This window comes from Streptomyces sp. NPDC006207 (genome assembly GCF_040613835.1).
Taxonomy (GTDB): domain Bacteria; phylum Actinomycetota; class Actinomycetes; order Streptomycetales; family Streptomycetaceae; genus Actinacidiphila.
In genome coordinates this window covers 1-22,154 of sequence record NZ_JBEXSX010000027.1, presented here as the reverse complement: position 1 = coordinate 22,154, position 22,154 = coordinate 1, and the positions used below count along the sequence as shown (strand labels likewise).

Genomic DNA, 22,154 nt, shown 5'->3' with positions numbered 1-22,154 from the left:
CCGCATGGGTCCGCCGGGTCGTCAGCCGCAGTAGTCGCCGGACTTGGTGTCCGGGCCGGTGCCGGCGGTCGCGGCGAGGCGGACGCCGAGGAGACGCCCGGCGGAGTTCACCGTCACCTGAAGCGACGTCACGGCACGCATGCTGTCGTCACGGTAGGGGTACGTCACGGTCCACATCCCGCCCGCGCCGTCGTCGACGCGGTCCACCGCGGGCCGCTTCGTGTCGGCAGTGGGGTAGTGCAGGGCCACGTACCGGTCCGCGGACCGCTCGGCGGCCGCCGCGTCGTGCACCGACCAGGAAGAGCCCGGGATGGGCTTCCCGACCGCCGCGGCCCCGGTCCGGGGGCCCGTCGACACGTCGACGCGGAACCCGTCCGGGTCGGGCCAGCTCATGAAGGCGACCCCGCTCGGGTCCAGCTCCGCCCACACCTCCTCGTTCACGCCGTCGATCCCGCACGGCGTGTTGTCCTGGACCCGGACGATCCTGACGTCGTCGCCCAGCGCCTTGCGCACCGCCTGCCCGATCACCGCCTGCTGCTCCGCGGACGCCTGCCTGCTCGGCTCGGCGTGGTCGACGACCCGCACGTCGACGACGGTCGTCAGCACGAGGGCCACGGCCAGGAACCCCGCACCGGTCGCGGCCTGGAGCCCGCGGTGGCGCGTAGGCCAGGGCGGGACCCTCGTACCGGCGAGGCGCAGTGACAGGACCCCGATGCCCGCGCCCACGACGGCGCCCGCCACGTTGGTGGTGAAGTCACTGGTGTCGCAGTAACGGCCGATGACCGGAAGGCAGGCCTGGACGGTCTCGATCCCGCACGCCAGGAGGACCGACAGCAGCACAGGAGGCACCGGACGCCGGGCCGCCCGCACACCGAAGAAGCCGATCGGCACGAACAGGGCGACGTTCATCCAGCCCTGGGTCGTCCCGAACGCCTCCCACACGTCCTTGCTCACCGTGCACTTCACCGCGCCTGTACCGACGGGTCTGAGCCAAAGCGTCAGGAACAAGGCGGCCGTCGTCGTGGCCGCCCACGCCCCGTAGGTCCAGGGCCGGTCGGAACGGCCACGCAGGGCGACCGAGACGACCCCCAGCACGGCCGCGGAGACGAGGGCGACGAGGAGGAGGTACAACATGTGCCCTCCGAAGACGAGAGCGAACAATGCCGTACCTTTCGAGCGCGAGGAGATCAGCCGACGGCGCGCGAATCGCGGCGCGTCGGCGATCACCCTGGCGCCCACACGTCATGGGCCCTGGTTCAACTCATGACCAAGCTGTAACAGCCCACCCCTGCCGGTTCGGAAGATCACCAGTACAGGCTCCGGATCGGCGCTCGGCCCTCCGGTTGAACGCCGTTTCCTGCGGCTACGGCGTGGGCTCGGTCCCCTCCGGAAAACCCAACGCATCCAGCAGTACGGCGAAGAGGTCCTCCACGAAGGTCTCCTCCGAACGCAGTATCTCCTCGATCCGGGACTGCGGTTCCACGGCCGGGATGCCTGCCGCTGCGGCCCAGGCGAGAGCGCCTTCGGCGTCGGAAGGAATCTCCGCGTCGAGTTCCGCGCGTGTGCGGCTCACAGCCTCGTCGAACTCGGGGGTGTCCACCCACAGGAGCTGATCTTCCAGGTCCTCCGGTTCCTCGGTGACGAGTGCCGCGGCAATGTGCAGGTTGAGCCACGCCTGCCAACGTCGCCCGTCGGTTCCCAGCCCCGTCACCAGGGCGACACTGCTGTCGGATACGGACCCGACGCAGGCCGGTGCGCCGGTCCACTCGACGAGGGCGGGCAGATCGTCGTCCTCCCAGATCTCATTGTCGAACTGGAGGGTCTGCCAACCACCCGCTCGCGGCCACCACTCGTGCACCCCGTCCTTCAGCTCCTGGTCGATGCCGTCGAACACGGACGCTTGCTGCGGGCAAAGAGCAGGTGCCCGGAAAACCCCACGGGAACTCCTTCTTGGAGACGTTGCCCGCACCTTATGGGCCGCCACCGACACGGCAGGCTCGGGCCGGCTCGCGCCCCGTCCACCGCCGCTGCGACCCTTTGTGTGCGCAAGCCTCACCCGAACCGTCCGCGGCGTGGAACCCTGCGGTCGTGAACGACGACGAACCCCCGGTCGAAACGCTGGACGCCGACATGCGCCCCTGCGTCTTCTGCGGGCATCCGGTTCCTGGAAAATCGCTTGACGAGTACGACTGCCCCGTGTGCGGCGACCCGGAAGGGCGCGACGTACTGCTGTGAGTGAGTCACCTGACCGCGCTCACCGTTGGCGCGGCCTCGCTCTTCCGATGCGACGACAACGCGCGCATCGAGGTGCGCGCCTCGTCACATGCCGGAAACATACGCGGCGACGATCCGCCAGTAGGGTCCCGGCATGCTCCTTTTCCACTTCACGCGGCCGGGGCTGTGGCCGCTGATTTTGGCAGACGCGGAGATCAGGGCGACCTGGCCGGAGGAGCTGGAGGACGTACCGGAACTGGCGCGGTCCGTGCACCTGACCGCCGATCCGAGTCCGGGGTCGCTGCCGGGGGCCTTCCGGGACCGCACCGTGCGGTTCACGGTGGAGGTTCCCGCGCCGGAGGCGCAGCGGTGGCACGCGTGGGCGGGTACGAGGCTGCCCGCGGGGTCCGCGGAGGCGCTCGCGGCGTCCCGGTTCGACGGTCGTCCGGACGAGTGGTTCGTGCTCGAGCGGGCCATCCCGTCGGCGGAGTGGGTGTCGGTGATCGACCTCGGTGTGATGGCGCCGCTCTGGCCGCGTCCGTAGCCGCGTCGGCGGGCCGTCACCAGGTCGTGGGGCCGGCGCCGCGCCACTCGACGAGGTCGCTGTCGTACAGGTCGCCCAGGCGCATGCGGAGCCCGGCGCGGCGGGCCAGCGCGAGGACGTCCCGGGGTCCGTAGGCGAGGCCGAGGATCCTGCCGTCGCACCGCACGCGGCGGCCGCCGGTGCCCGAGGGCGGGTACACGATCACTCGGCATCGCACCGGCTCAGCGTGGACCCGCAGGGGCGGGAACGCATCCTGGCGGAATGTCCGGTCGGAGTATCCGGGCGAGCGCCGCGGCCCCGCAGGGCTTACGAATGGAGGGACATCAAAGCGCCGGAGAGAGTGGCTGGGCATGCGCGTTGTCGTGGACCTCACCCGTTGCCAAGGCTATGCGCAGTGCGTGTTCCTTGCGCCGGACGTGTTCGAACTGCACGGCGAGGAGGCACTGCTGTACGACCCGGCGGTCCCGGGCGACCAGTACGAACGCGTGCGCCAGGCCGCCGCGGCGTGCCCGGTGCAGGCGATCCTGGTGGGCGAGGAGGTGAGCGCCGGTGTCCGCTGACCTCCTGGAGGGCCGGATCGTCATCGTCGGGGCGTCGCTGGCGGGCCTGCGGGCCGCGGAGACGCTGCGCGAGAAGGGCTTCACCGGTTCGCTGACCGTCGTCGGGGACGAACCCCACCCGCCGTACGACCGGCCGCCGCTGTCCAAGGGGGTGCTGCTCGGCAAGGTGTCGGCGGACGCCACCGGGCTGCCGATGCGCCGTGATCCGGAGGCGGAGTGGCGGTTGGGGGTGCGCGCCACCGGGCTGGACCCGGTGGGGAAGCGAGTCCTGCTGGGCGACGGCTCGTCGCTGCCGTTCGACCGGCTGCTGATCACGACCGGGACGCGGGCGCGGCCCTGGCCCGTTCCGGAGGAGGCCGCCCTCGACGGGGTGTTCACCCTGCGCACCAGCGACGACGCCGCGCGCCTGGCCGAGCGGCTGGCCGCCGGGCCGCGCCGGGTGCTGGTGATCGGCGCGGGCTTCACCGGTTCGGAGATCGCGTCGGTCTGCCGCGAGCGCGGTCTGGAGGTCACGGTCACCGAACGCGGCCCGGCGCCGCTGGTGGGGGCGCTCGGCGGGACCTTGTCGAAGCTCGCCGCCGCCATGCAGCGGGCCCACGGTGTGGACCTGCGCTGCGGCGTGACCGTCACCTCGCTGCGCGGCAACGGCAGGTTCACCGGTGCGGACCTGTCGGACGGCACCCGTGTCGACGCGGACGTGTGCGTCGTCGCGATGGGCGCGGTCCGCAACGTCGAGTGGCTGGCGGAGTCCGGGCTGGCCGCGGGCCCGCGCGGGATCGCCTGCGACGCCGGCTGCCGGGCGTTCACCATGTACGGGATCGTCACGGACGACGTCTTCGTGGCCGGTGACGTCTCGCGCTTCCCGCACCCGCTGTACGAGTACCAGCTGCTCTCCCTCGAGCACTGGCGCAACGCGGTGGACCAGGCCGAGGTCGCCGCCCACAACATGGTCAGTCCGGGGCCGCTGCGGCGTCCGCACCTCGCGGTGCCGACGTTCTGGTCGAGCCAGTTCGGCTACAACATCAAGTCGGTGGGCGTCCCCACCTTCTCCGACCACGTGGTCATCGCGCAGGGCTCACTGGAGGAGCGCCGCCTGGTCATGGCGTACGGCTACCGCGGCCGGTTGACCGCCGCGGTCACGGTCAACATGGCCAAGTCGCTGGAGTACTACGAGCGCCTCATCGAGACGGCCGCCCCGTTCCCGCCCCCGCTGGGCGCGTCGGACCGCCGTACGGCGGCCGAGGTCGTGCTCCCTTCCGATGTGCCGGACCCGAGCCGGCTCTCGCACGGTCCCACGGTCGCGCTCACCGGGTACCTGCCGGACCGGCGGCTGGTCCTGGCGAGGCCCGCCGGGTGACCCACCCCCGCCCATCCACGAGGAGCCACCACGCATGACCGCCGAGACCCTGCTGGAACGGATCACCGATTACGCCAGCCGCCCCGACCCGTACCCGCTGTACGCGGAGCTCCGCGAGGCCGGGCCCGTGGTGCGGCAGACGGACGGCAGCTACCTGGTCGGCACGTACCACGAGATCGTCGGCCTGCTCCACGACCCGAGGCTCAGCGCCGACCCCCGCAACCGCACCACACCGGCTGCCCCGGCGGCGGAGGAGACGCAGCACCTGCCGTTCCTGCGGCTGGACGACCCCGAGCACCACCGGTTGCGCACGCTGGCCATGCGGCCGTTCGGCCCGCCCCACAACCCCGGCCGGGTCGACGCGATGCGCGGGCAGATCACCCGGATCACCGGGGAACTGGTCGAGGGGCTCCGGGGCCGCGACCACATCGACATCGTCGACGACCTCGCCTACCCCCTGCCGGTCACGGTCATCTGCCGGGTGCTCGGTGTGCCGCGCGAGGACGAGCCGCGGTTCCGGGAGTGGACCGACCTGCTCGTCGCCTCCGCCGACATCGGCCCCGGCGAGGACACCGCCGCGCGGGCCGAGGCGGGCCGCAAGGCCCAGATGGAGATGGGCGCGTACCTGCTCGGCCTCGCGGAGCAGCGCCGCGGCCGGCCCACCGGCGACCTGCTCTCGGACTTCGTCAACGAACCGGATCCGGAGCTGCGGCTCACCGACGAGGAACTGGCGCAGACCGCGATCCTGCTCCTCATCGCGGGGCACGAGACCACGGTCAACCTGATCACCAACGGTGTGCTCACGCTGTTGCGCCACCCCGACCAGCTGGAGCGGCTGCGCCGGGAGCCGGAACTGCTGCCGGAGACGGTGGAGGAACTGCTGCGGTACGAGCCGCCGGTGCACCTGCGCGAGCGCATCCCCCTCGCCGACGTGGACATCGCGGGCACCGTCGTGCCGAAGGGCACGTCCGTGATCCTCGCGCTCGCCTCGGGCAACCGTGACCCCCTGCGGTTCCAGGACCCCGAACGGTTCGACCCCGCCCGCAAGGACAACGAGCACTTCGGCTTCGGCAGCGGCGTCCACCTCTGCTTCGGCGCACCGCTCGCGCGCATCGAGGCCCAGGCGGCGCTCGGCGCGCTGCTGCCCGGTCTGGGTACGGCGACCCTGCTGCATGACCCGCCTCCCTACCGGCGCAACGCCATGCTGCGCGGGCCCCGTCACCTCACCGTCAGGTTCTGATGCCCCTCGCTCGCCTCAGGCTTCGGTGGTGCGGTGCCGGGCCCGGAAGGCCGCTGCCTTGACGCGGTTCCCGCAGGTCCTCATCGCGCACCATTCACGCCGGCGGCCCCGGGAGCGGTCGAGGTAGACCTGGGTGCACTCCGGGCGGGCGCACTCGCGCAGCAGCGCCCCCTCCTCGCCGCCGATGATCTCGACGGCCTCGCGGGCGACGGCGGCGAGGCCTTGTGACGCCGAACCGGAACGGCTCGTACCGTCGGGGCCGAGCTGCGTCACCACGGGTGCCTGGGCCGCGTGGCGGTTCACCGCGGCGACCGCTCCGGCGGGCAGCGGTTCGCCGTCGAGCCGCGCCACGACCAGGGCGTAGATCGACTCCCGCAGGTCCACGGCCGCCGCGAGGTCCGACGCGTCGGAGCCGGGCTCGCGGTCGAGCATCCGGGACTCGACGAACCAGGAGTCGAGGAGCTCGGGCGAGGCGAGCTTCTCCGTGGGCACCGCATTGCGTCGTGCGCGCAGCGTGCCCAGGAAGTCGAGGGCGAGCGTCCCACAGGGGAAGGCATGGTTCACATCACCATCCTAACCGGTGACCCGCGATTCGTCACTGGCTTGACAGGTGACTTCGCCCCGTGACACGGTCGTCACCGTTCAGAACGGTTACTCATGATGTGGGGGACGCCACAATGGCTGTCGTACGTTTCCACCTGCTCTCCTCGCTCAGCCCGTCCGAGGCACTGGCGGTGCTCACCGACTTCGGTCCCGCACGGGCCCGGACCTGGCCCACCATCGACGCCGAACACCTCACGGTGCACGCGATCGGCGACACCTGGGCCGAGGTGACCGAGGGCACCGCGTCCGCCTGGGAGCGGGCGCGCTACGACTGGGACGCCGGGACGGGAAGGGTCGCCATCACCACGCACGACTCGAAGGTGTTCGGCCCCGGCGGCGGATGGATCTTCCAGCTGACCCCCGAGGGGAACGGCACACGGGTCGACGTCGAGCTCACCCGCACCCCCGGCACGCTCAAGGGCAAGGTGCTCGCCACCCTGCTCCCCGTCGCCGCCGCATCCCTGCGCAAGTCCTACCGGGAGCCCTTCAAGGCGGTGTGATCACGCCGGCTCCGGCGCGGCGGCGGCTCCGGCCCGGACCGACCCCATTGCGGGCGGTTGGCCCGATTCCACCCCTCGAACTCACTGTCGAGATCCGGCTACCGTCCGTACACTGACAAGTTGCAGGCATGCGGGCAGTGCTGACCGGGGGGAGCCGCCATGTCCGAGCAACCGCACGGCACCGCGCACGGATACGGATACGGATTCGTCATCCCGCCCATGCCGTCCACCCCGCCGCCCGCGCCGCCGGACGGGCTGCGCGCGGCGGCGGTGGGGCTGCTCAACCTCAGTGGTCTCGGCCTCGGTTACGCCCTGACCCGGCGCTGGGTGCTCATGGCCGTGTGCTGGTTCGCGACCGGCATCCTGCTGCTGGTGGCGCTGCCCGCGGACCCCGACGGCGTGCCCGTGGGCCTGGTGGCCGTCTACCTGGTCCTCCTCCTGGCCGCGGCCGTCCACGGCGCCGTGGTCGGCCTGCGCACCCGGCTGGTGCGGCCCGCGGGCGCTCCCCTGGCGATCGCCCTCGGACTGGTGCTGCTGGCCGTACCGGCCGGCGGCGTCGTGCTGTACGACATGGCCCGCGACGAGGCCAACGAGCAGGCGCTCCTGGACCGGCTCGACCAGGCCGACCGGCTCGTGCGGGCCGGGGGGAGCAGACCCTTCGACGCGGCCCGGTCCGACTACCGCAAGGCCCTGGGCGAGTACCGGGACATCAGATCCGGCCACCCCGGCTCGCGGGCCGCGGCCCGGGTACCCGACCGCCTGAAGACCTACTACACGACCGTCGGCGCCGCCTATGAGCAGCAGGACTACTGCGCGGCGATACCGGCACTGACGTACCTGCGCACGGTCCCGGACACCATGGGCAAGCAGACGCTCGGCGCGCTCGCCCAGTGGCCCGACGACCGCCTGGCCGCCTCCCTCTACGAGTGCGGGGCGCAGCGACTGGGCAACGAGGACGCCGGCTGGACGGAGAACTTCGGCGACCTCCTGGGCACCTTCCCCGACTCCGAGCAGGCCGCGAAGGTCGCACCCGCCGTCGACTCGGCCGTGGACAAGGCCGCGAAGGACGTGAGCGGCTCCGACCCCTGCCCCGCCGTCGACCGGCTGCGCACCCTCGGCACCCAGGCCGGGGGGCTGAACGCCGGCGCCGGGGACGTCGGCGACGCCGTCGCCGCCTCCGCCGCCCGGGCCGGGAGGAGCGCCGACTCGGGGGTGTACGCCTGCGGGGTCGACCAGTACAAGGACGGCGACTTCGGTGAGGCGCGGGAGACGATGAACACGTTCGTCGCCGACAACAAGAGCGCGAAGAACCGGGCGCTGGCCAAGAAGTTCGCCATCGCGGCGGAGGTCGCGGACGAGATCCCCGCGGCGGGCAAGCGCCTGCCCACGCTGGCCTCCGGCGGCAGCATCTCGGTCACGATCAAGAACGACAGCCCCAACCCGATCACGGTGCTCTACACCGGGCCGGTGACCGGCAGCCTCACGCTCAAGGCCTGCCGCAGCTGCACCTCGTACTCACTCCTGACGCCCTCCCTCGCGGGGTTCAAGCCCTGCCAGGACAGCGGCACGAACTACCCCCAGCGCACCATCCGCCTGCCCGTCGGCACCACGTACTTCCTGCACAAGTCGACGTCGTCCGACGGATCGAGCCCGGCGTCCGACAAGGCCACGCTCAAGCCCGGCTACATCTACACCGAGTGCGCCTACACGACGAAGTCCTTCGGCTTCTGACCGTCCGGCCACCCTCGTCCGCCTCGTCAGTCCGAACCGCCGCCTCCGCCGCCGCAACCGAAGCCGCCGGAGTGGTCGGTGTAGCCGGAATGGCCGGCACCGCCGTCGGCGCCGTGGCCCGTGTCGCCGTCGGGGTAGTCGGCGCGCCAGCGCAGGAACTCGTGCCTGCCGAACGGGAACAGGCCCTCGTCCGCGACCGCTCCGCGGCCGATCAGCCCCGCCTCACCGGTGAAGGCCGGGACGAGCGCGGTCAGCGCCGGGTCGCCGTAGAGGGCGACCGCGAGCAGGATGTCCTCCTCCGCGAGCCCTGCGGGACCCTGCGGCATCGGCGTACCCCGCCGCAGGTCCGCCAGGTACCGGCGGGCGGCCCGGGTCGGGCTGACCCGCACCAGGCGCAGCAGCCCCGCCCCGGCAAGTTCCGCCCGCATCCGGGACAGCGCCGTGCGCACGACCGCGCGCCCGAGCAGTTCCCTGATCCCCGCGGGGCGGTACAGCCCGACCCGTATCGCCTTCTCCAGCGGGTGGCGGTGCGGCGGCGGGTCCGCCTGTTCCGGGGAGACCTCCCGGCGCAGGGTGCCCGGCCGGCCGGACTCCACGGCGCCGCGCAGGTGCAGCGCCACCACGGCGACCGTCACGGCGGCCCTCGGGCCCCCGCGCAGCAGCGCGATCTCGTGCGGTTCCAGCCGGACCGCCGTTCCCTCGTCCATGGCACCACCCCCCGTGCGTGTGCCCGGTACGTGCCCATCGGCGGGGGTGGTCGAAGCCTGCCGGGGCGGGGTTCAGAGGGCGATTTGAGGGTGCCGTAGCGGACGTACGGCCGGTGGTGTAGGTGCGGCCGGCGGTCCTTCACCGGTACGGGGCGGGACTGCCGGGGCTGATGATGCGTGTGTAAGGAAATGTGCCGGGGGAATTGCCTTGGGGTGCTCCCCTACGGCAGGCTGTCGCTCCAGTCAGGCCCTGTCATCCGCACACCCGTACGTACACGCGTACGGGGCAACGGAGTTGGCCGGTGGTCGCCGGGGGCGGTCCGAGCCGGTGGGAGGGGCACGATCGCGTCCGGGAGATCACCGAACGGGCCGCGCTGGAAGGAAACCGTGTGAGCCGGATCTCGGTCCGGGGGATCGCGGTGGCTTCGGCCACGGCGGTCACCTCCGTGGGCGCCGTCGTCGGTGTCGCCTCGAGCAGCCAGGCGAGTGAGCAGCCCTTCGCCGCCTCCGAAGTCGACACCGTCCTGTCGGACATACCCGCCGGCCAGCGGGTCCAGCAGGCGTCGCTGACGCAGCAGGTGCAGGCGCAGTCCGACGCCGCCGACGTCGGCACCAGGAAGACCGCGGAACAGGCCGCCCGCAAGCAGGCCGCCAAGGACGCCACCGCCCGCAAGGCGGCGGAGGAGAAGGCGGAGGCCGACCGCAAGGCCAAGGCCGCCGCCCGCGCGGCGCTGGTCGTGAAGGCCTCGTACACCGTCGCCGAGGTCAAGGCCATGGCCCAGGCGATCATCGGTGACGCCTCGCAGTACCAGTGCTTCTCCAACATCGTCACCCACGAGAGCGGCTGGAACTACACCGCGACCAACTCCTCCTCCGGCGCCTACGGCCTCGTCCAGGCCCTGCCCGGCTCCAAGATGGCCTCCGCGGGCGCCGACTGGCGCACCAACCCGGGCACCCAGATCAAATGGGGCCTCAAATACATGGACAGCCGTTACGGCAGCCCCTGCGGCGCCTGGTCGTTCTGGCAGGCCAACAACTGGTACTAGCGTCCGTCGAGGTCGGCGGCGGCCGCCGAAGTGGCGAGCGCAGCGGAAGGTTGACGGTATCTGTCTGCGCGGGCTTGCGAACGTCGCCCGGCACCGCTCCTCCGCGGCCGACCCCCACACCATCAACGCGGTGACGCCGTTGACGGACCTCACCACCGTGCAGTCCCCCACCAGGGTCTCGGTGAACACCCATGCGTTGAACCTCGCGCCGGGCGCCACCGGCACCGTCACCGGCCTCGCGGAGATCCAGACGCCCGCCGGCTGGCGGCCGCTGCCCGGCGCGTGGCTCTCGTACACGAACGCCCAGGGCGGGAACGAAGTCGGCGGCGCGCTCACCGACAGCCAGGGCCGGTACACCCTGAAGGTGCCCCCGAGCAGCCCTGTCGCCGCCGGCGAGGTCGTCCTCGGGGGTGTCGACGACCCGTTCGCGGCGGAGTCGGCGCAGCCCCTGACCGTCCACGTGGCGTTCGCGACCGTGCTCAACGTCAAGACCAGCCTCGACGACCGGTCCCGGCTGCACGTGGACGGCTCGGTGAAGTTCCAGGACAGCCGTGGGCACTGGCCCGCCAAGCCGGCCGTCACGCTCGAGTACTCCAAGGACGGCAAGACCGGCTGGAAGGCCGTGGCCACCCTCCCGGTGACGGTCCGTCACAACGAGCCCGGCGTCGCCGAGACCTTCAGCCACACCCGTACGGCACCCGCGGACGGCTACTGGCGTACCCGTTTCCAGGGCAACCCCGATCTCGCCACCGCGGTCACCAAGAGCGTCCACCTCTCCCGGCGGGCCACCCGGATCACGGGGTTCAACGCCTCTCCCGAGCCTGTGCGGAAGGGTGCCCTCACGAAGGTGGGGGGCACCGTCCAGTACCGGAGCGGCACCACCTGGAAGGCCCTTCGCGACACCCGGGTGTCCTTGTACTTCCGGCCCCGCGGCGCCAAGAGCTACCGGTACGTGCACGCCTTGGGCGTCGACGGCAAGGGCCGTTTCTTCAATCTGGAGCGGGCGACCCAGGACGGCACCTGGGCGGTGACCTTCGACGACGCGACCGGGACCGGCTACTTCGTCCGCAAGAGGGCCTCGGACTACGTCGACGTCAGCCCGTAGCCACGGGGTCCGGTTCCCGCGGGTTGCTGCCGGGTTCCGGCCGGGCCTGGTGGTGCGGGGGTGATGGCCTCCTCGATGCCGCTTGAGCGCCAACAGGCCCCTCGGAGGCGGTCTCCAGGGGCCTGTTCGATGCCCGCGTGCCGTATCCGGCGGCTTCCCTGGCCTTCCAGCGGGAGGCCGTCTGGGTGCTCGACGGCAGGCTCACCTTCCACGAGGGCGATGTGGTGCACGAACTCGGCCCGGGCGACTCGATCGAAGTCGACGCACCCGTCCCGTGCGTGTTCGCCAACACCAGCAATGCCGAGTGCCGCTACGCGATCGTCCTCACCCGGGTCGAAAGGCCGTGAACCTTTCCCCGTGCCGCGGACCAGCAGCGGCCCGTGATCAGGAAGAACGTCTCGGCCGTGGCCATCCAACCGAGGTTGCGGTCGCGTGGCAGGCCCGTGAGGACGGCGCCGGGGCCGTCCGGTACCGCTCGTGCGGCGGCGGCAGTGACGCCACGTACCGGCGCAGGACGGGAGGGCGACGGCGTGCCGGACGAGATCCGGTACGCGACGTCCGGGCTTCGGGTCGGCGGGAGCGAGATCGCCGGGTACGTCGACGCCTACGATGACGAAGAGGTCCGGCGTGTGCAGCCCGAGCGTGGGCGCGAGCCGCCGGAGCGTGGACGCGGTGGGCGGTCCGGACTCGCCGACGGCGCCCGCCGGCTACCGGTGCACCGTCAGCCGTTCCAGCAGCACCTCGAAGGGCTCACCTGCCGTCATCGGGTGCGGAGGTGCCGGCGACGGCCGGTCCGAGCCCGGCGGGGAGGTGGGCGACCGCCAGCGCGACCGCCTCTTCCGCGGTGGCCGCCTCGCCGATCACACCGTCCCCGAGGTGGAGGTGGTCCTTCACGCGATACGGATGGCCGTCGTGCGCGGGGACGATGGCCACCTCCAACCGGGACGGGTGCCCGGTGCGGGCGCTGAAGCCCAGTACCCAGTGGCTGGAGAACGCGAAGAGCTGCCGCAGCCGCGGCTCGGCATGGGCCGCCTGCACGAGGAGCCGGAAGCCGTCGAAGTCAGGCGCCTCCGCCGCCTGTTCGTGCAGCCTTCGCCACTGCAGCTCGACCTCGGCGGCCGGTCCGCGTTCATGGGCTTCGGCGCGCTCGCTGGGGTGGAGGAACGAGAACCGTTGGTGCAGGTCGCGGAATCCGGTGCCGTCCCCCCAGGCCGCCCCCACCCGCACCACGTCCCCGAGGTCGGCCGTGCTCCCCGAGATCAGCTCGACCCCCCGGCTCCATCCGGAGAACGTGAAACCGCGCTCCTTGGCGTACGTGTGGACGACCAGCGGATCACGGTCGGGCACGGCGGTGGCGACACGCGCCTGGAGGACTGCGTCACCGCCGTCACGCACGATCACGAGATCGGCGCCGAGGGCGGCCGCTGCCTGCTCCAGGGCGGCGGACAGGCCAGCTGCGGCGATCAGGTCGGGATAGAGGTCGGGGTCCACGCGCCCAGTGTGGCGTCACCGCGCCGCGCGGGGAACACCGGCACGGCCCGTACGGCTCCGGACGACCCCGGCCGGTGAGCGCCGGGCCGGGGTCGTGAGGTGGCGGTGGGGGTGGCGGTCAGCGCAGCGACGCGGGCAGGTCCTCGCGGTGGACGATGCCCATGCGCTGAGTGGCGCGGGTCAGGGCCACGTACAGGTCGCTGGTGCCGAACCGTGCCGGTTCCACGACCAGGACGTGGTCGAACTCCAGCCCCTTGGCCTCCCGGGGGCCGAGCAGCACCACGGGCAGGGTGAGGTCGGGCTCGGCGCCGGCCGTGACCCCGTCGAGCGGGGCGGCGATCTCCGCGTGCAGCGCGCGCGGCGCGATCACCGCGAGGCGCCCCTCGTGGGGGGTCAGTTCCGCGACGGCCCGCGCCACCGCGCCGGCCAGGTCCGCGCCGGCGTGCCGCGTCCACGGCTTCTCGCCGGTGGAACGGACCGACCGGGGCGGCTCGAAGGCGGGGTCCTCGATGCGTACGACCTGCGCGGCCAGGTCCATGATCTCCGCGGGCGTACGGTAGTTGACGCCCAGCCGCACGTGCTCGAAGCGGTCGCCGACGTACGGCTCGAGGATCTTCTCCCAGGAGCCGACGCCCGCCTCCTCCGAGGTCTGCGCCGGATCGCCGACCAGGGTCAGCGAGCGGGTCGGGGACCGTCGCATCAGCAGGCGCCACGCCATCGGCGACAGCTCCTGCGCCTCGTCGACGATGATGTGCCCGAACGCCCACGTACGGTCGGCGGCGGCCCGCTCGGCGGCGCTGCGGTGGTCGGCCTCCTCCTGCCGGTCGGCCATCCGCTCGGCGTCGATGATGTCGTGGGCGGCCAGGACCTCGGACTCCGCGTCCTCGAACTCGAACGACTCCGAACCGCGCGACACCTCCAGGACGCCCTGGGCGTAGGCGATCTGCTCCTGGCGTTCGGCCTCGGCGGCGGCCCGCGCGGCGCTGTCGTCGACGCCGAGCAGTTCGGCCGCCTCGTCCAGGAGCGGCACGTCGGCCGGGGTCCACTCGCCGTCGTCCGGGGCGCGGCGGATCGCCCGGGCGTCCTCGTCCGGCAGGTACGCCGGCTCGGCGAGGTAGCCGGCGAGGAACTCCTGCGGGGTGAGCAGCGGCCACAGCTCCGCCACGGCGGCCCGCACCCCCGCGCTGGCGGCGACGCCCTTGCCGAGCTGTGCGAGGTCGTCCGGGCCGAGGAAGTTGGGGCCGCCGTACGGGTCCGCGCCGATGCGGTCGGCGAGCTGCGCGGTGAGGGCGTCGATGACGTGGAACGCGAAGTACGGCCGGGCGAGGTTGTGCGGCTGGCGCGTCTCGCGGGCGGCGTCCCGGGCCTGGTAGGCCATCTCCCAGTCCAGGACGAGTTCGCCGTCGTCGTGCGGGATGACGATCGGCGCACCGGGCTCGGGCAGTACCTGGCGGTCGCGCAGGGCGAGAGCGAGCGCCTCGGCCATCTCCGCGCTGCCCTTGACGGCCGCCGCGCGCGGGGTGTCGGTGCCGCGGGCGTGGACGCCGGGGAAGAGTTCGGCCTGCGTGGCGAGCATGACGCCGGTCTCGCCGAGGGCGGGCAGCACCTCGCCGATGTAGCGGAGGAAGGCCGGGTTGGGACCCACGATCAGGACCGCGCGCTTGGCCAGCAGCTCACGGTGCTCGTACAGCAGGAAGGCCGCCCGGTGCAGCGCGACCGCGGTCTTGCCGGTGCCGGGGCCGCCCTCGACGACGAGGACGCCGCGGTGCGGAGCGCGGATGATGCGGTCCTGGTCGGCCTGGATGGTCCGCACGATGTCGGCCATGCGGCCGGTGCGGGCCGAGTTGAGGGCGGCGAGCAGCACCGCGTCGCCGGTGCGGTCCTCGAAGCCGCTGCGGTCGTCGTCCTCGAGGTCGAGGATCTCGTCGTGCAGCTCGGTGACCCGGCGGCCGTCGGTGGTGATGTGCCGGCGCCGGCGCAGTCCCATGGGCGTGTGCCCGGTGGCGACGTAGAACGGCCGGGCGACCGGTGCGCGCCAGTCGATCAGGAGCGGGGTGTGGTCGGTGTCGTCCTCACGGATCCCGATGCGGCCGATGTGGTGCGCGGCACCGTCCTGGAGGTCGATCCGGCCGAAGCACAGCGAGCCGTCGACCGCGTTGAGGGCCGCCAGCAGACCGGAACGCTCGGCGACGAGGACGTCGCGTTCGAGACGGGCCTGCATGCCGTTGCCCACCGGGGTCAGCGCGTCCTCGACGCGCCGGGTGGCGACCCCGCGCAGCGTGTCGACCCGCTCGTAGAGCCGGTCGATGAATTCCTGCTCCTTCTGCAGTTCGACTCTTTCGCGAGTTGACACATTCGCTCCCTGTCCGATATGGTGATTCCAGTGGCCCCCGGTGAGGGGCCGTTTCTGTGCGCGCACAGAAACACTCAATATACGTGAGGAAATCCCCGTACCGCAATTGCGGTACGGGGATTTCCTGCGTTCGGGGGCGGGGCCTGGGCCTCGGTGCTGCGAAGGTGCCGGGACGGTACCGGGACGCCCCTCCGGCGGGCTCCGGCGCGCGCAAAAAAGAAAGGGAAAGGAGCTCGTCCGCTCCAATCCGTTCCCAACGTACAGCGCACCGGGGGGCTTGCGGCAAGCCCCTGGGGGTGCCGCAGAATCGCCCGCCGTAACCGGAATTCGGGGCGTGGGAAGGCATGAAGTGCATGCGCTGTCGTCGGCGTACGGGGCACATCGAACCGCCGGTGGCGGCCGGCACCCGGGAGCTGCGGGATCCGGAGGGGCCGGGTGCCCCTATGATCAACGCCCGCTGGACGAACGATCGAAGCGGGGGCGGACGATGACCTACCGGCGTGCGGCGATACCGGTCCTGACCGGGGGATTGCTGCTCACGGCGCTGTTGTGGTGGGCGGGGTCGAGCGCGCACGCGCTGAACCTGCCGGGCACCGTCGACGTGATCGGCGGCCGGGCGGCCACGGAACTCGGCACGTGGCTGACCCCCTGGTCGTACGACCCGCCGGGCTGGGGGCAGCCCTTCGGCGCGCCGACCGGCGGCACCGACTACCTCACGCTGTACAGGACCGGGCTGCAGATCCGGTTCGCCGCGGTCTTCGCGTCCTTCGTGCCCGGGGCGCTGCTCCTGCTGCGCAGGCTGCCCCCGGTGCACGGCCGGTGGCCCGCCACGCTGCTCGCGGTGTGGGCGTGGGGCCTGGCGGCCGGAACGCTGGCGGTCACCGTCTCCGCGCCGTGGCTGATCGCCTCGCACGGGCACGGCAGCTACCGCTTCCTGCCCCAGCTGGCCGCGGTGATCACCACCGGGCGGGAGGCCGTCGCGGTGGCCGCGCTGCTCGCGGCGGCGGTGACGGTGCTCACGGCGCGCATCACGGCCAAGGGCGCGGACCCGCTCCCCCAGGCGGTCGTCCCGGCGCGTGCGGGCCGGCTGGCCGCGACCGTCGGGACGGCGGTGGTCGCGGTGTCCCTCGTGGTGCTCTCGTACCAGTCGGTCGCCGCCGCCCTCCAGACCTACTCCCCCGGCATCGGCCTGCTCTCCGAACCGGGCGACCTGCTGCGCCAGTGGCTGCTCCTCGGTGCCTGGACGACCCCGTCAGGCGGCCCGCTGACCGACTGGCTCCTGGCCCGCGCCGCCGACCTGCTGCTGCTCGCCGTGGTGTGGTGGATGCTGCGGCGGCTGCCCGTACTGCTGACACGGGCCACGTTCCCCGCGATGGCGGTCGGCGCGGTCTGCGCGACCGTCCTCGGGCTGATCGCCTCGCAGTTGCTGCGGGTCACCGTGGACGGGGCCGGTCTGCACTGGGGGCTGCTGTCCCTCTCCGCCAGTCTGGGCATCGGGGTCCCGGCCGCGCTGACCTTCGGCCTTGCGGCGGGCGTGGCGGCCGCCACCACGCTCCGGGTCGCCGAGCGCCGCGCGGTGGGGGGTCCCTGACACCATGGCCGACCACCACGTCGCCGCCCTGGCGTATCTGTCCTGGAATCCCTCCGCGCCCGCGGACGTCCTGCTGCGACTGCTCAGGCACGACGACCGGGTCATCAGACGGAACGTCGCCCAGCGAAGAGGTCTGCCATTGGAAGTGGTCGACGCGATCCTGACGGACCCGGACCCGGCGCTACGGGCATGCTTCGCCGAGAGCGAGAACGCGGACCCGGCCCAGCGGGCCCGCCTCCTCGACGATCCGTCGCCGCGGGTCATCCTGGGCCTGGCCATCGGCCCGACGCCGTACAGGACACGCGTGGACCCGCTGCCCGACTGGGCGTACGAACGTCTCCTCGCCCACCCGGACGGGCGGATCCGCTGCGAGACCGTCATCTCGCGCCTCGTGCCCGGCCACCTCCTGGCGCGACTTGCGGACCATGCGGACGGCCCCCTGCGCCAGGCGGCCTGCCGCGCGTGGGACTCCCTCACCGACGACGCCAAGGAAGCGCTGCTCCACGACGACGACCTCGATGTGCGACGCGCCGCCGCAATGCGCGTCTGCCATCAGGACGCAGAACGCACGGCCTGGCTCGTGGAGAGCCTCACGAACCCCTGGGACCTGGCCAGGGTGCTCCGCGGCGGGCTGCTCAGCCGCGAGCTCGCCGAACGCCTGGTCACCGGCGACCGCCCGGGGGCCGTCGCCGCCAACCCCTCCCTCCCACCGGACCTCGTCGCGCGGTTGGCCACCCACCCGGATCCGCACGTGCGGCTGGTCGTCTCCGCCAGGCCGGAGCTGACGGAGCGGGAACGCGCGGCCGTCGACTACACCGTGGGCCCCGAGGACCGCCTGGACGCGCTGGACTGGGTTCGGGAGGCCCAGGACGACCCGGAGGTCCTGCGGCGATGTGCGACCTCCGCGCACACGTGGCTGCGCCGCAGCGCCGCCGTGTGCCCCGGCCTGGAGCCCGAGTACGTCGAACTGCTGTCCCGCGACGAGGACTTCGCCGTGCGGCTCCTGCTGTGCGAGTTCCACCCGGAACCGCCGCCGGAAACGCTGCTGGACCTCTACCTCAACGGCACCCACCGCGCGGTCGAGTGGTTCGCCAACCACCCGCGGTTCCCCGCCGCGGGCCTCGCGGAGCGCTTCGCGGACTCGGCGGACCCCGAGGCAGGTCGTCTCGCGTTGACCGACCCGGACCTGCCCGTGCGGACCCTGGAGGAGTTCGCCCGCGACCCCGACCGGCGCTGGGCTGCGGCCCGTCACCCGCGGCTGCCCGTACCGCTGATCCGCGAACTGCTCGACGACCCCGGCACGACCCATCACGCCGCCGGCAACCCCGGTCTGCCCGCAGAGGACATGCACCGGCTCCTGGACGGCGCCGGGGTCCCCGACTAGGTGGACGACGCCCTTGGCGACCGGGCGGTACGCCCGGTCGCCAAGGGGGACTTCACTGCGGCCGCAGGGGAAGCGGAGCTAGAGCGCGCCGCGCTTCACCCGGCGGAGCAGGAGGAATCCCGCGATCGCCAGGACCGCTCCGAGGCCGGCCGGCCACAGGTTGGTCCCGGTGTCGGCCAGACCGCCGTTGATCGCCTGCTGGTTGGCCTGTCCCGCGGGGCTCGGGGCGAACCCGCCGGGGGCGGGGGACTGCCCGGGCGCCGTCGACTGCTGGCCGCCCTGCTCCTCGCCCTGCTGCCCGCCCTGCTCCTCGCCGTGGTGCTGGTGGCCGCCGGCGGGGGGGTTGGCGGTGTCGTCCTGGCCCGCCGTAGGCGTGGTGTCGGCCTTGGGCGTCACCGTGACAGGAGCGTCGGGGGTGTCGTCGCCTCCGTTCTGGTCGTCGTCCGGGTTGTCCGCCGGGGGCTCCTCGGCGCCGGGGTCGTCGTTCCCGCCGTCGCCCGGTTCTTCGGCGCCGGGGTCGTCGTTGCCCCCGTTGCCGGGCTCCTCCGTACCCGGGTCGCCGTTCCCGCCGTTGCCGGGCTCCTCCGTACCCGGGTCGCCGTTCCCGCCGTTGCCGGGCTCCTCCGTACCCGGGTCGCCGTTCCCGCCGTTGCCGGGCTCCTCTGCACCGTCGTCGCCGGCGCCGCAGGTGCGGCCCTGGTTGATGCAGTCGGCCACCTCCTGCATCAGGCCCTCGTCGAAGATGTTGATGAAGTCGCCGTGGTCGGTGATCGGCTTGTGCAGGTTCTCGGGGAAGGAGTCCACCGCGAACAACGGCACCGTCTTGCCGCCGTCCTGGACGCTCGGCGTCCGGACGTCGTACACGATGCGCTGGACGAGCTGCGGGATGGCCTTGAAGCCCTGCGGGCAGTTGCCGCCCGCGTCGGCGAAGGCCACGTGGGTGCGGTGGTTGGCGCTGTCGACGTTCTGGCCGTCCCAGCAGCTCTGGAACCGGAAGGTGCGGACCACGTCGCTGCCGTCGGGGCAGAGCGGGTACTTGTCCTTCAGCTGCCGGTCCTCCAGACCCGTGCAGCTCCAGGAGGCGTTGGCGTTGGCCGGCCCGTTGACGAAGGCCTTCGCGTCGCCCGTGATGATGCGCAGCAGGCGCGGCATGGGCGTGACCTTGCTGACGGGGTTGCCGACGAACGTGAGCGTGACCTCCTTGGGGGTCACGATCTTCCCGGCGTTGCCCTCGGTGCCGCCGCCGGGCGCCCCGGCGTCCCGCTCCACGGTGCCGTCCTGCACGCGCAGCACGGGCCAGTAGTACGACGACTTGTCGCCCTGGTCCTTGCAGCTCGTCTCCGCCTCGGCGAGGTCGTCGATGGTGGCGAGTCCGTTGTTGGACTGGTTGCCGATGTAGTCGTGGAAGTGGTGGGCGCCGTTGGTCACTCCGGGGGCGACGATGATGTTGTCGGAGTTGAACAGGCCGCCTGCGTTGACACCGCATTCGGACGAGAACGTGCCGGAAGAGGCGTCCGACGGCTGCGGGCCGCGCGGCGCGTTCGGGTTCACGCTCATGATGTCGGCGAAGTCCGCCACGACGGGGCCGTTGCCGCCCTGTCCGGCCGGGGCGCCCTGGCCGTCCTGGCCGTTCTGGCCGCCGTCACCCGTGGACGGCTGCGCGCTGCCCTCCTGACCCTGCTGGCCCTCCTGTCCCTGCTGGCCTTCCTGGGCATCGGTGGAGCGGACCGTGCACCCCGCGAGGCCCTCGACGCCCTGCGGGGGGTCCCCCACGCGGTCGATGGCCTGCAGGATGCGCGCGATCGTCGCGGCGCGCTTGTCCTTCAGCGGGCCCAGGACCGCGTTGTCCACGAAACCGGGGTCCTGCTGCTGGGCCGCCGACGTCTCCTTCAGCCTCTGGTAGGCCTCGGCTATCTGCTGGTCCAGGAGGGCGAGTTCCTTGTCGACGTCCTCCTTCGCCTGCTCGGGCACGGAGGTGAGCTCCGTGCCGACGTCCGGACAGTCGACCGTGATCGCCTGGCCCGCGGAGGTCGTCTGGGCCGTCTGACCCGACGAGTCCCCCTCGGTCGCCGAGGCGAACACGTTCGCCGTCACCAGGACACCGCCTCCCAGCATCAGGGCGACGGCTACAAAGGTGCCACTACGTGTGCCGGTAGCACGTCTGCGCGAATTGCGTACCAAGGAAACCCTCCTGCGCGCCTGATGATTGGCGGCCTGAACACGACAAGCCGTCCACACATACGGACACCACCCCCGGAGTGTTCAACCGCCCCAGGAATTCACAGGAGTTACTGGTCAAGGCCGTGGCCGCCCAGACCGGGCCCGGTGGCGCCACGCCACCGGGCCCGGCCGGCGGGAGCACCTCACCAGGTGTGGGCCACGTCGATCACCAGACGGTCGGAGAGCTGGAACACCCGGAACGGCAGCCGGGCCCGCACACCGAGGCCCACCTGCGTGTCACCCTCGAAGCTCGACGCGAACCTCGCGTCCCGGAAGGTCCGGTAGCCGGTCAGGTCGACGCCCGGCAGCGCCCGCCCCGCGCGGCCCGGGTACGTCGCGGCGCCGGTCTGCGGGTCGTACGAGGGGGCGGCCACCCGGATCTCGATGATCGCCCCACCGGAGACCGGTATGACCCGCCCCGAGCCGTCCTGGTGGACGGCGTCGACGTACTGCACGGTGTAGCCGATCGCGTCCGTGCCTGCGGTGGGCACGTCGAACACCACACGGTCGTAGCACTCGTGGCTGCCGGTCCTGATGTCGGTCAGTGACCCGAGGTCGGCGTCGGTCCCGGACTTCGGGAGGCTGCCCCAGCCCGTCGGGCACGCCGCCGCGGGCGCCGCGGCCACCGCGGGCGCTGCCACGGCCACCCCCGCACCCGCCATCACCAGGGCGGCCAGGACCGCCCCGTATCGTTTCGCACGCATGGTTCCCCCTTGCATTGCGGCTCTTGCCTGCTTTCGATGTACGACATGCCGGGCAAGGGTTTGGTTGTGCCGGGACGCCCTGGAACGCGCCGTCGCCGGTCGGTCCACGGGCCCGCCGTCTCCCGTCAGCCGCCGGCGCTGGAGAACGCCGACTTCAGGGCCTCCGTGACCGTGGTGAGGGTGGCGTCCGACGGTGCGCGCAGGCACACGTCGATGCGCACCTCGAAGGGCTTGCCGTACGCCGCCGAGCGGCCGTAACCCCAGGCGAGGATCTCCGTGTCGCCCCGCAGTACCTGGCACCCCTTTCCCGCGGCCACCGGATCGCCCAGGGTGAGGGGCGTCGCCGGGCCGGCCTTGCCCGTCACGGCGGTCCGGAACGTCATCAGCACCCCGTCCTCGCCGAGTTCCTCCAGCGGCTCGCAGGCGGGCAGCGCTTCCTCCGCCAGGTCGGGGCAGGAGTCGCGTGACGGGAGGCTCAGGAGCTGCGAGGCGACGAAGCCCGTCGCCGTGCCGCGGTCGTCGACGGACAGGCTGTGCCAGGTCCGCGGTACCCGCAGCGTCAGTCCGGTGCCGCTCAGGAGGCGTACCGTCGTGCGGTCCCCCGTGGCTCCCGGCGAGGGCGTCGCTGCGGGGAGGGCGTGCCGCTGTCCCGCCGCGTCGGCCGGCGTCCGTGCCCCGCCCGGTGGCCACAGCCCCGGTGCGAGGGTCACGCAGGCCACGACGGCGGCCACCGCCGTGGCCCGCGTCCACCGAGGACGCGGTCGATCTCCTCCCGGGCCCGGCCCTGTGCCTCGGGGTGACGGG

General features: G+C 72.6%; 22 protein-coding genes. 12 read left to right on the top strand and 10 right to left on the bottom strand.

Annotated elements, in window-relative coordinates; all coding sequences use genetic code 11:
* Positions 1 to 21: 21 nt before the first annotated feature.
* Together ABZ312_RS22195 and ABZ312_RS22190 are read right to left on the bottom strand one after the other, a co-directional pair.
* Complete coding sequence (locus ABZ312_RS22195) at positions 22 to 1,134, bottom strand: VanZ family protein (protein WP_500438572.1); 1,113 nt, start codon at positions 1,132 to 1,134, stop codon at positions 22 to 24.
* 229 nt (positions 1,135 to 1,363) lie between these two features.
* Entirely contained in the window at positions 1,364 to 1,894 is a 531-nt protein-coding gene (locus tag ABZ312_RS22190; RefSeq protein WP_500438571.1) for a hypothetical protein, read from the bottom strand.
* A gap of 194 nt (positions 1,895 to 2,088) precedes the next feature.
* Between ABZ312_RS22190 and ABZ312_RS22185 the strand changes: the two genes are divergently transcribed.
* Both ABZ312_RS22185 and ABZ312_RS22180 read left to right on the top strand, forming a co-directional pair.
* The gene (locus ABZ312_RS22185) at positions 2,089 to 2,235 is read left to right on the top strand and encodes a hypothetical protein (protein ID WP_500327012.1); all 147 of its coding nucleotides are present in this window, start codon (positions 2,089 to 2,091) and stop codon (positions 2,233 to 2,235) included.
* A gap of 133 nt (positions 2,236 to 2,368) precedes the next feature.
* Positions 2,369 to 2,758: a hypothetical protein gene (locus tag ABZ312_RS22180; protein WP_500327011.1), complete on the top strand. Its 390-nt coding sequence runs from the start codon at positions 2,369 to 2,371 to the stop codon at positions 2,756 to 2,758.
* A gap of 16 nt (positions 2,759 to 2,774) precedes the next feature.
* Here the strand turns inward: ABZ312_RS22180 and ABZ312_RS22175 are convergent, their stop codons facing one another.
* Positions 2,775 to 2,975, bottom strand: coding sequence for a hypothetical protein (locus ABZ312_RS22175; protein WP_499510265.1), 201 nt, complete (start codon positions 2,973 to 2,975; stop codon positions 2,775 to 2,777).
* Positions 2,976 to 3,108: 133 nt separating this feature from the next.
* Between ABZ312_RS22175 and ABZ312_RS22170 the strand changes: the two genes are divergently transcribed.
* The 3 genes from ABZ312_RS22170 to ABZ312_RS22160 are packed head-to-tail and all read left to right on the top strand — an operon-like array spanning position 3,109 to position 5,915.
* The gene (locus tag ABZ312_RS22170; RefSeq protein ID WP_500327009.1) at positions 3,109 to 3,318 is read left to right on the top strand and encodes a ferredoxin; all 210 of its coding nucleotides are present in this window, start codon (positions 3,109 to 3,111) and stop codon (positions 3,316 to 3,318) included.
* A complete protein-coding gene (locus ABZ312_RS22165) occupies positions 3,308 to 4,675 on the top strand; it encodes an NAD(P)/FAD-dependent oxidoreductase (RefSeq protein WP_500327007.1) in 1,368 nt (455 codons plus the stop codon). The genes ABZ312_RS22170 and ABZ312_RS22165 overlap by 11 nt, the downstream gene beginning before the upstream one ends.
* 34 nt (positions 4,676 to 4,709) lie before the next feature.
* A complete protein-coding gene (locus ABZ312_RS22160; RefSeq protein ID WP_500327005.1) occupies positions 4,710 to 5,915 on the top strand; it encodes a cytochrome P450 in 1,206 nt (401 codons plus the stop codon).
* A 15-nt stretch (positions 5,916 to 5,930) separates the two neighbouring features.
* Here the strand turns inward: ABZ312_RS22160 and ABZ312_RS22155 are convergent, their stop codons facing one another.
* Complete coding sequence (locus ABZ312_RS22155; RefSeq protein WP_500327004.1) at positions 5,931 to 6,479, bottom strand: CGNR zinc finger domain-containing protein; 549 nt, start codon at positions 6,477 to 6,479, stop codon at positions 5,931 to 5,933.
* A 113-nt stretch (positions 6,480 to 6,592) separates the two neighbouring features.
* Here ABZ312_RS22155 and ABZ312_RS22150 point away from each other — a divergent pair, with 113 nt between their 5' ends.
* Together ABZ312_RS22150 and ABZ312_RS22145 are read left to right on the top strand one after the other, a co-directional pair.
* Positions 6,593 to 7,018: a hypothetical protein gene (locus ABZ312_RS22150; protein ID WP_500327002.1), complete on the top strand. Its 426-nt coding sequence runs from the start codon at positions 6,593 to 6,595 to the stop codon at positions 7,016 to 7,018.
* 159 nt (positions 7,019 to 7,177) lie between these two features.
* Positions 7,178 to 8,749, top strand: coding sequence for a hypothetical protein (locus ABZ312_RS22145; RefSeq protein WP_500438569.1), 1,572 nt, complete (start codon positions 7,178 to 7,180; stop codon positions 8,747 to 8,749).
* A gap of 26 nt (positions 8,750 to 8,775) precedes the next feature.
* On the opposite strand, the gene ABZ312_RS22140 is transcribed toward ABZ312_RS22145, so the two are convergent.
* On the bottom strand, positions 8,776 to 9,456 hold the full coding sequence (locus ABZ312_RS22140) for a TIGR04222 domain-containing membrane protein (protein WP_500326999.1): 681 nt from the start codon (positions 9,454 to 9,456) through the stop codon (positions 8,776 to 8,778).
* Positions 9,457 to 9,845: 389 nt separating this feature from the next.
* Between ABZ312_RS22140 and ABZ312_RS22135 the strand changes: the two genes are divergently transcribed.
* The 3 genes from ABZ312_RS22135 to ABZ312_RS22125 all read left to right on the top strand — a co-directional run bounded on the left by ABZ312_RS22135 (position 9,846) and on the right by ABZ312_RS22125 (position 11,954).
* Complete coding sequence (locus tag ABZ312_RS22135) at positions 9,846 to 10,502, top strand: aggregation-promoting factor C-terminal-like domain-containing protein (protein ID WP_500326997.1); 657 nt, start codon at positions 9,846 to 9,848, stop codon at positions 10,500 to 10,502.
* Between the two features lie 130 nt (positions 10,503 to 10,632).
* Positions 10,633 to 11,607, top strand: a complete 975-nt coding sequence (locus ABZ312_RS22130; protein ID WP_500438567.1) for a hypothetical protein — start codon at positions 10,633 to 10,635, stop codon at positions 11,605 to 11,607.
* Positions 11,608 to 11,744: 137 nt separating this feature from the next.
* Entirely contained in the window at positions 11,745 to 11,954 is a 210-nt protein-coding gene (locus tag ABZ312_RS22125; protein ID WP_500358153.1) for a cupin domain-containing protein, read from the top strand.
* A 403-nt stretch (positions 11,955 to 12,357) separates the two neighbouring features.
* Here ABZ312_RS22125 and ABZ312_RS22120 read toward each other — a convergent pair whose 3' ends face one another.
* Together ABZ312_RS22120 and ABZ312_RS22115 are read right to left on the bottom strand one after the other, a co-directional pair.
* Positions 12,358 to 13,098, bottom strand: a complete 741-nt coding sequence (locus ABZ312_RS22120; protein WP_500438565.1) for a DUF6193 family natural product biosynthesis protein — start codon at positions 13,096 to 13,098, stop codon at positions 12,358 to 12,360.
* Positions 13,099 to 13,216: 118 nt separating this feature from the next.
* Positions 13,217 to 15,427, bottom strand: a complete 2,211-nt coding sequence (locus tag ABZ312_RS22115; RefSeq protein WP_500358157.1) for a HelD family protein — start codon at positions 15,425 to 15,427, stop codon at positions 13,217 to 13,219.
* 511 nt (positions 15,428 to 15,938) lie between these two features.
* On the opposite strand from ABZ312_RS22115, the gene ABZ312_RS22110 reads away from it, so the two are divergent.
* Both ABZ312_RS22110 and ABZ312_RS22105 read left to right on the top strand, forming a co-directional pair.
* Complete coding sequence (locus ABZ312_RS22110; RefSeq protein WP_500438563.1) at positions 15,939 to 17,042, top strand: hypothetical protein; 1,104 nt, start codon at positions 15,939 to 15,941, stop codon at positions 17,040 to 17,042.
* A 4-nt stretch (positions 17,043 to 17,046) separates the two neighbouring features.
* On the top strand, positions 17,047 to 18,426 hold the full coding sequence (locus ABZ312_RS22105) for a hypothetical protein (protein WP_500326988.1): 1,380 nt from the start codon (positions 17,047 to 17,049) through the stop codon (positions 18,424 to 18,426).
* Between the two features lie 78 nt (positions 18,427 to 18,504).
* Here ABZ312_RS22105 and ABZ312_RS22100 read toward each other — a convergent pair whose 3' ends face one another.
* From ABZ312_RS22100 to ABZ312_RS22090, 3 genes are all read right to left on the bottom strand, one after another.
* Positions 18,505 to 20,541 (bottom strand): DUF1996 domain-containing protein, encoded by a 2,037-nt coding sequence (locus ABZ312_RS22100; RefSeq protein ID WP_500438562.1) that lies wholly within the window; start codon positions 20,539 to 20,541, stop codon positions 18,505 to 18,507.
* A 248-nt stretch (positions 20,542 to 20,789) separates the two neighbouring features.
* Complete coding sequence (locus tag ABZ312_RS22095) at positions 20,790 to 21,350, bottom strand: AMIN-like domain-containing (lipo)protein (protein WP_500438560.1); 561 nt, start codon at positions 21,348 to 21,350, stop codon at positions 20,790 to 20,792.
* 125 nt (positions 21,351 to 21,475) lie between these two features.
* Positions 21,476 to 22,060: a hypothetical protein gene (locus ABZ312_RS22090; RefSeq protein ID WP_500438558.1), complete on the bottom strand. Its 585-nt coding sequence runs from the start codon at positions 22,058 to 22,060 to the stop codon at positions 21,476 to 21,478.
* Positions 22,061 to 22,154: the final 94 nt, after the last annotated feature.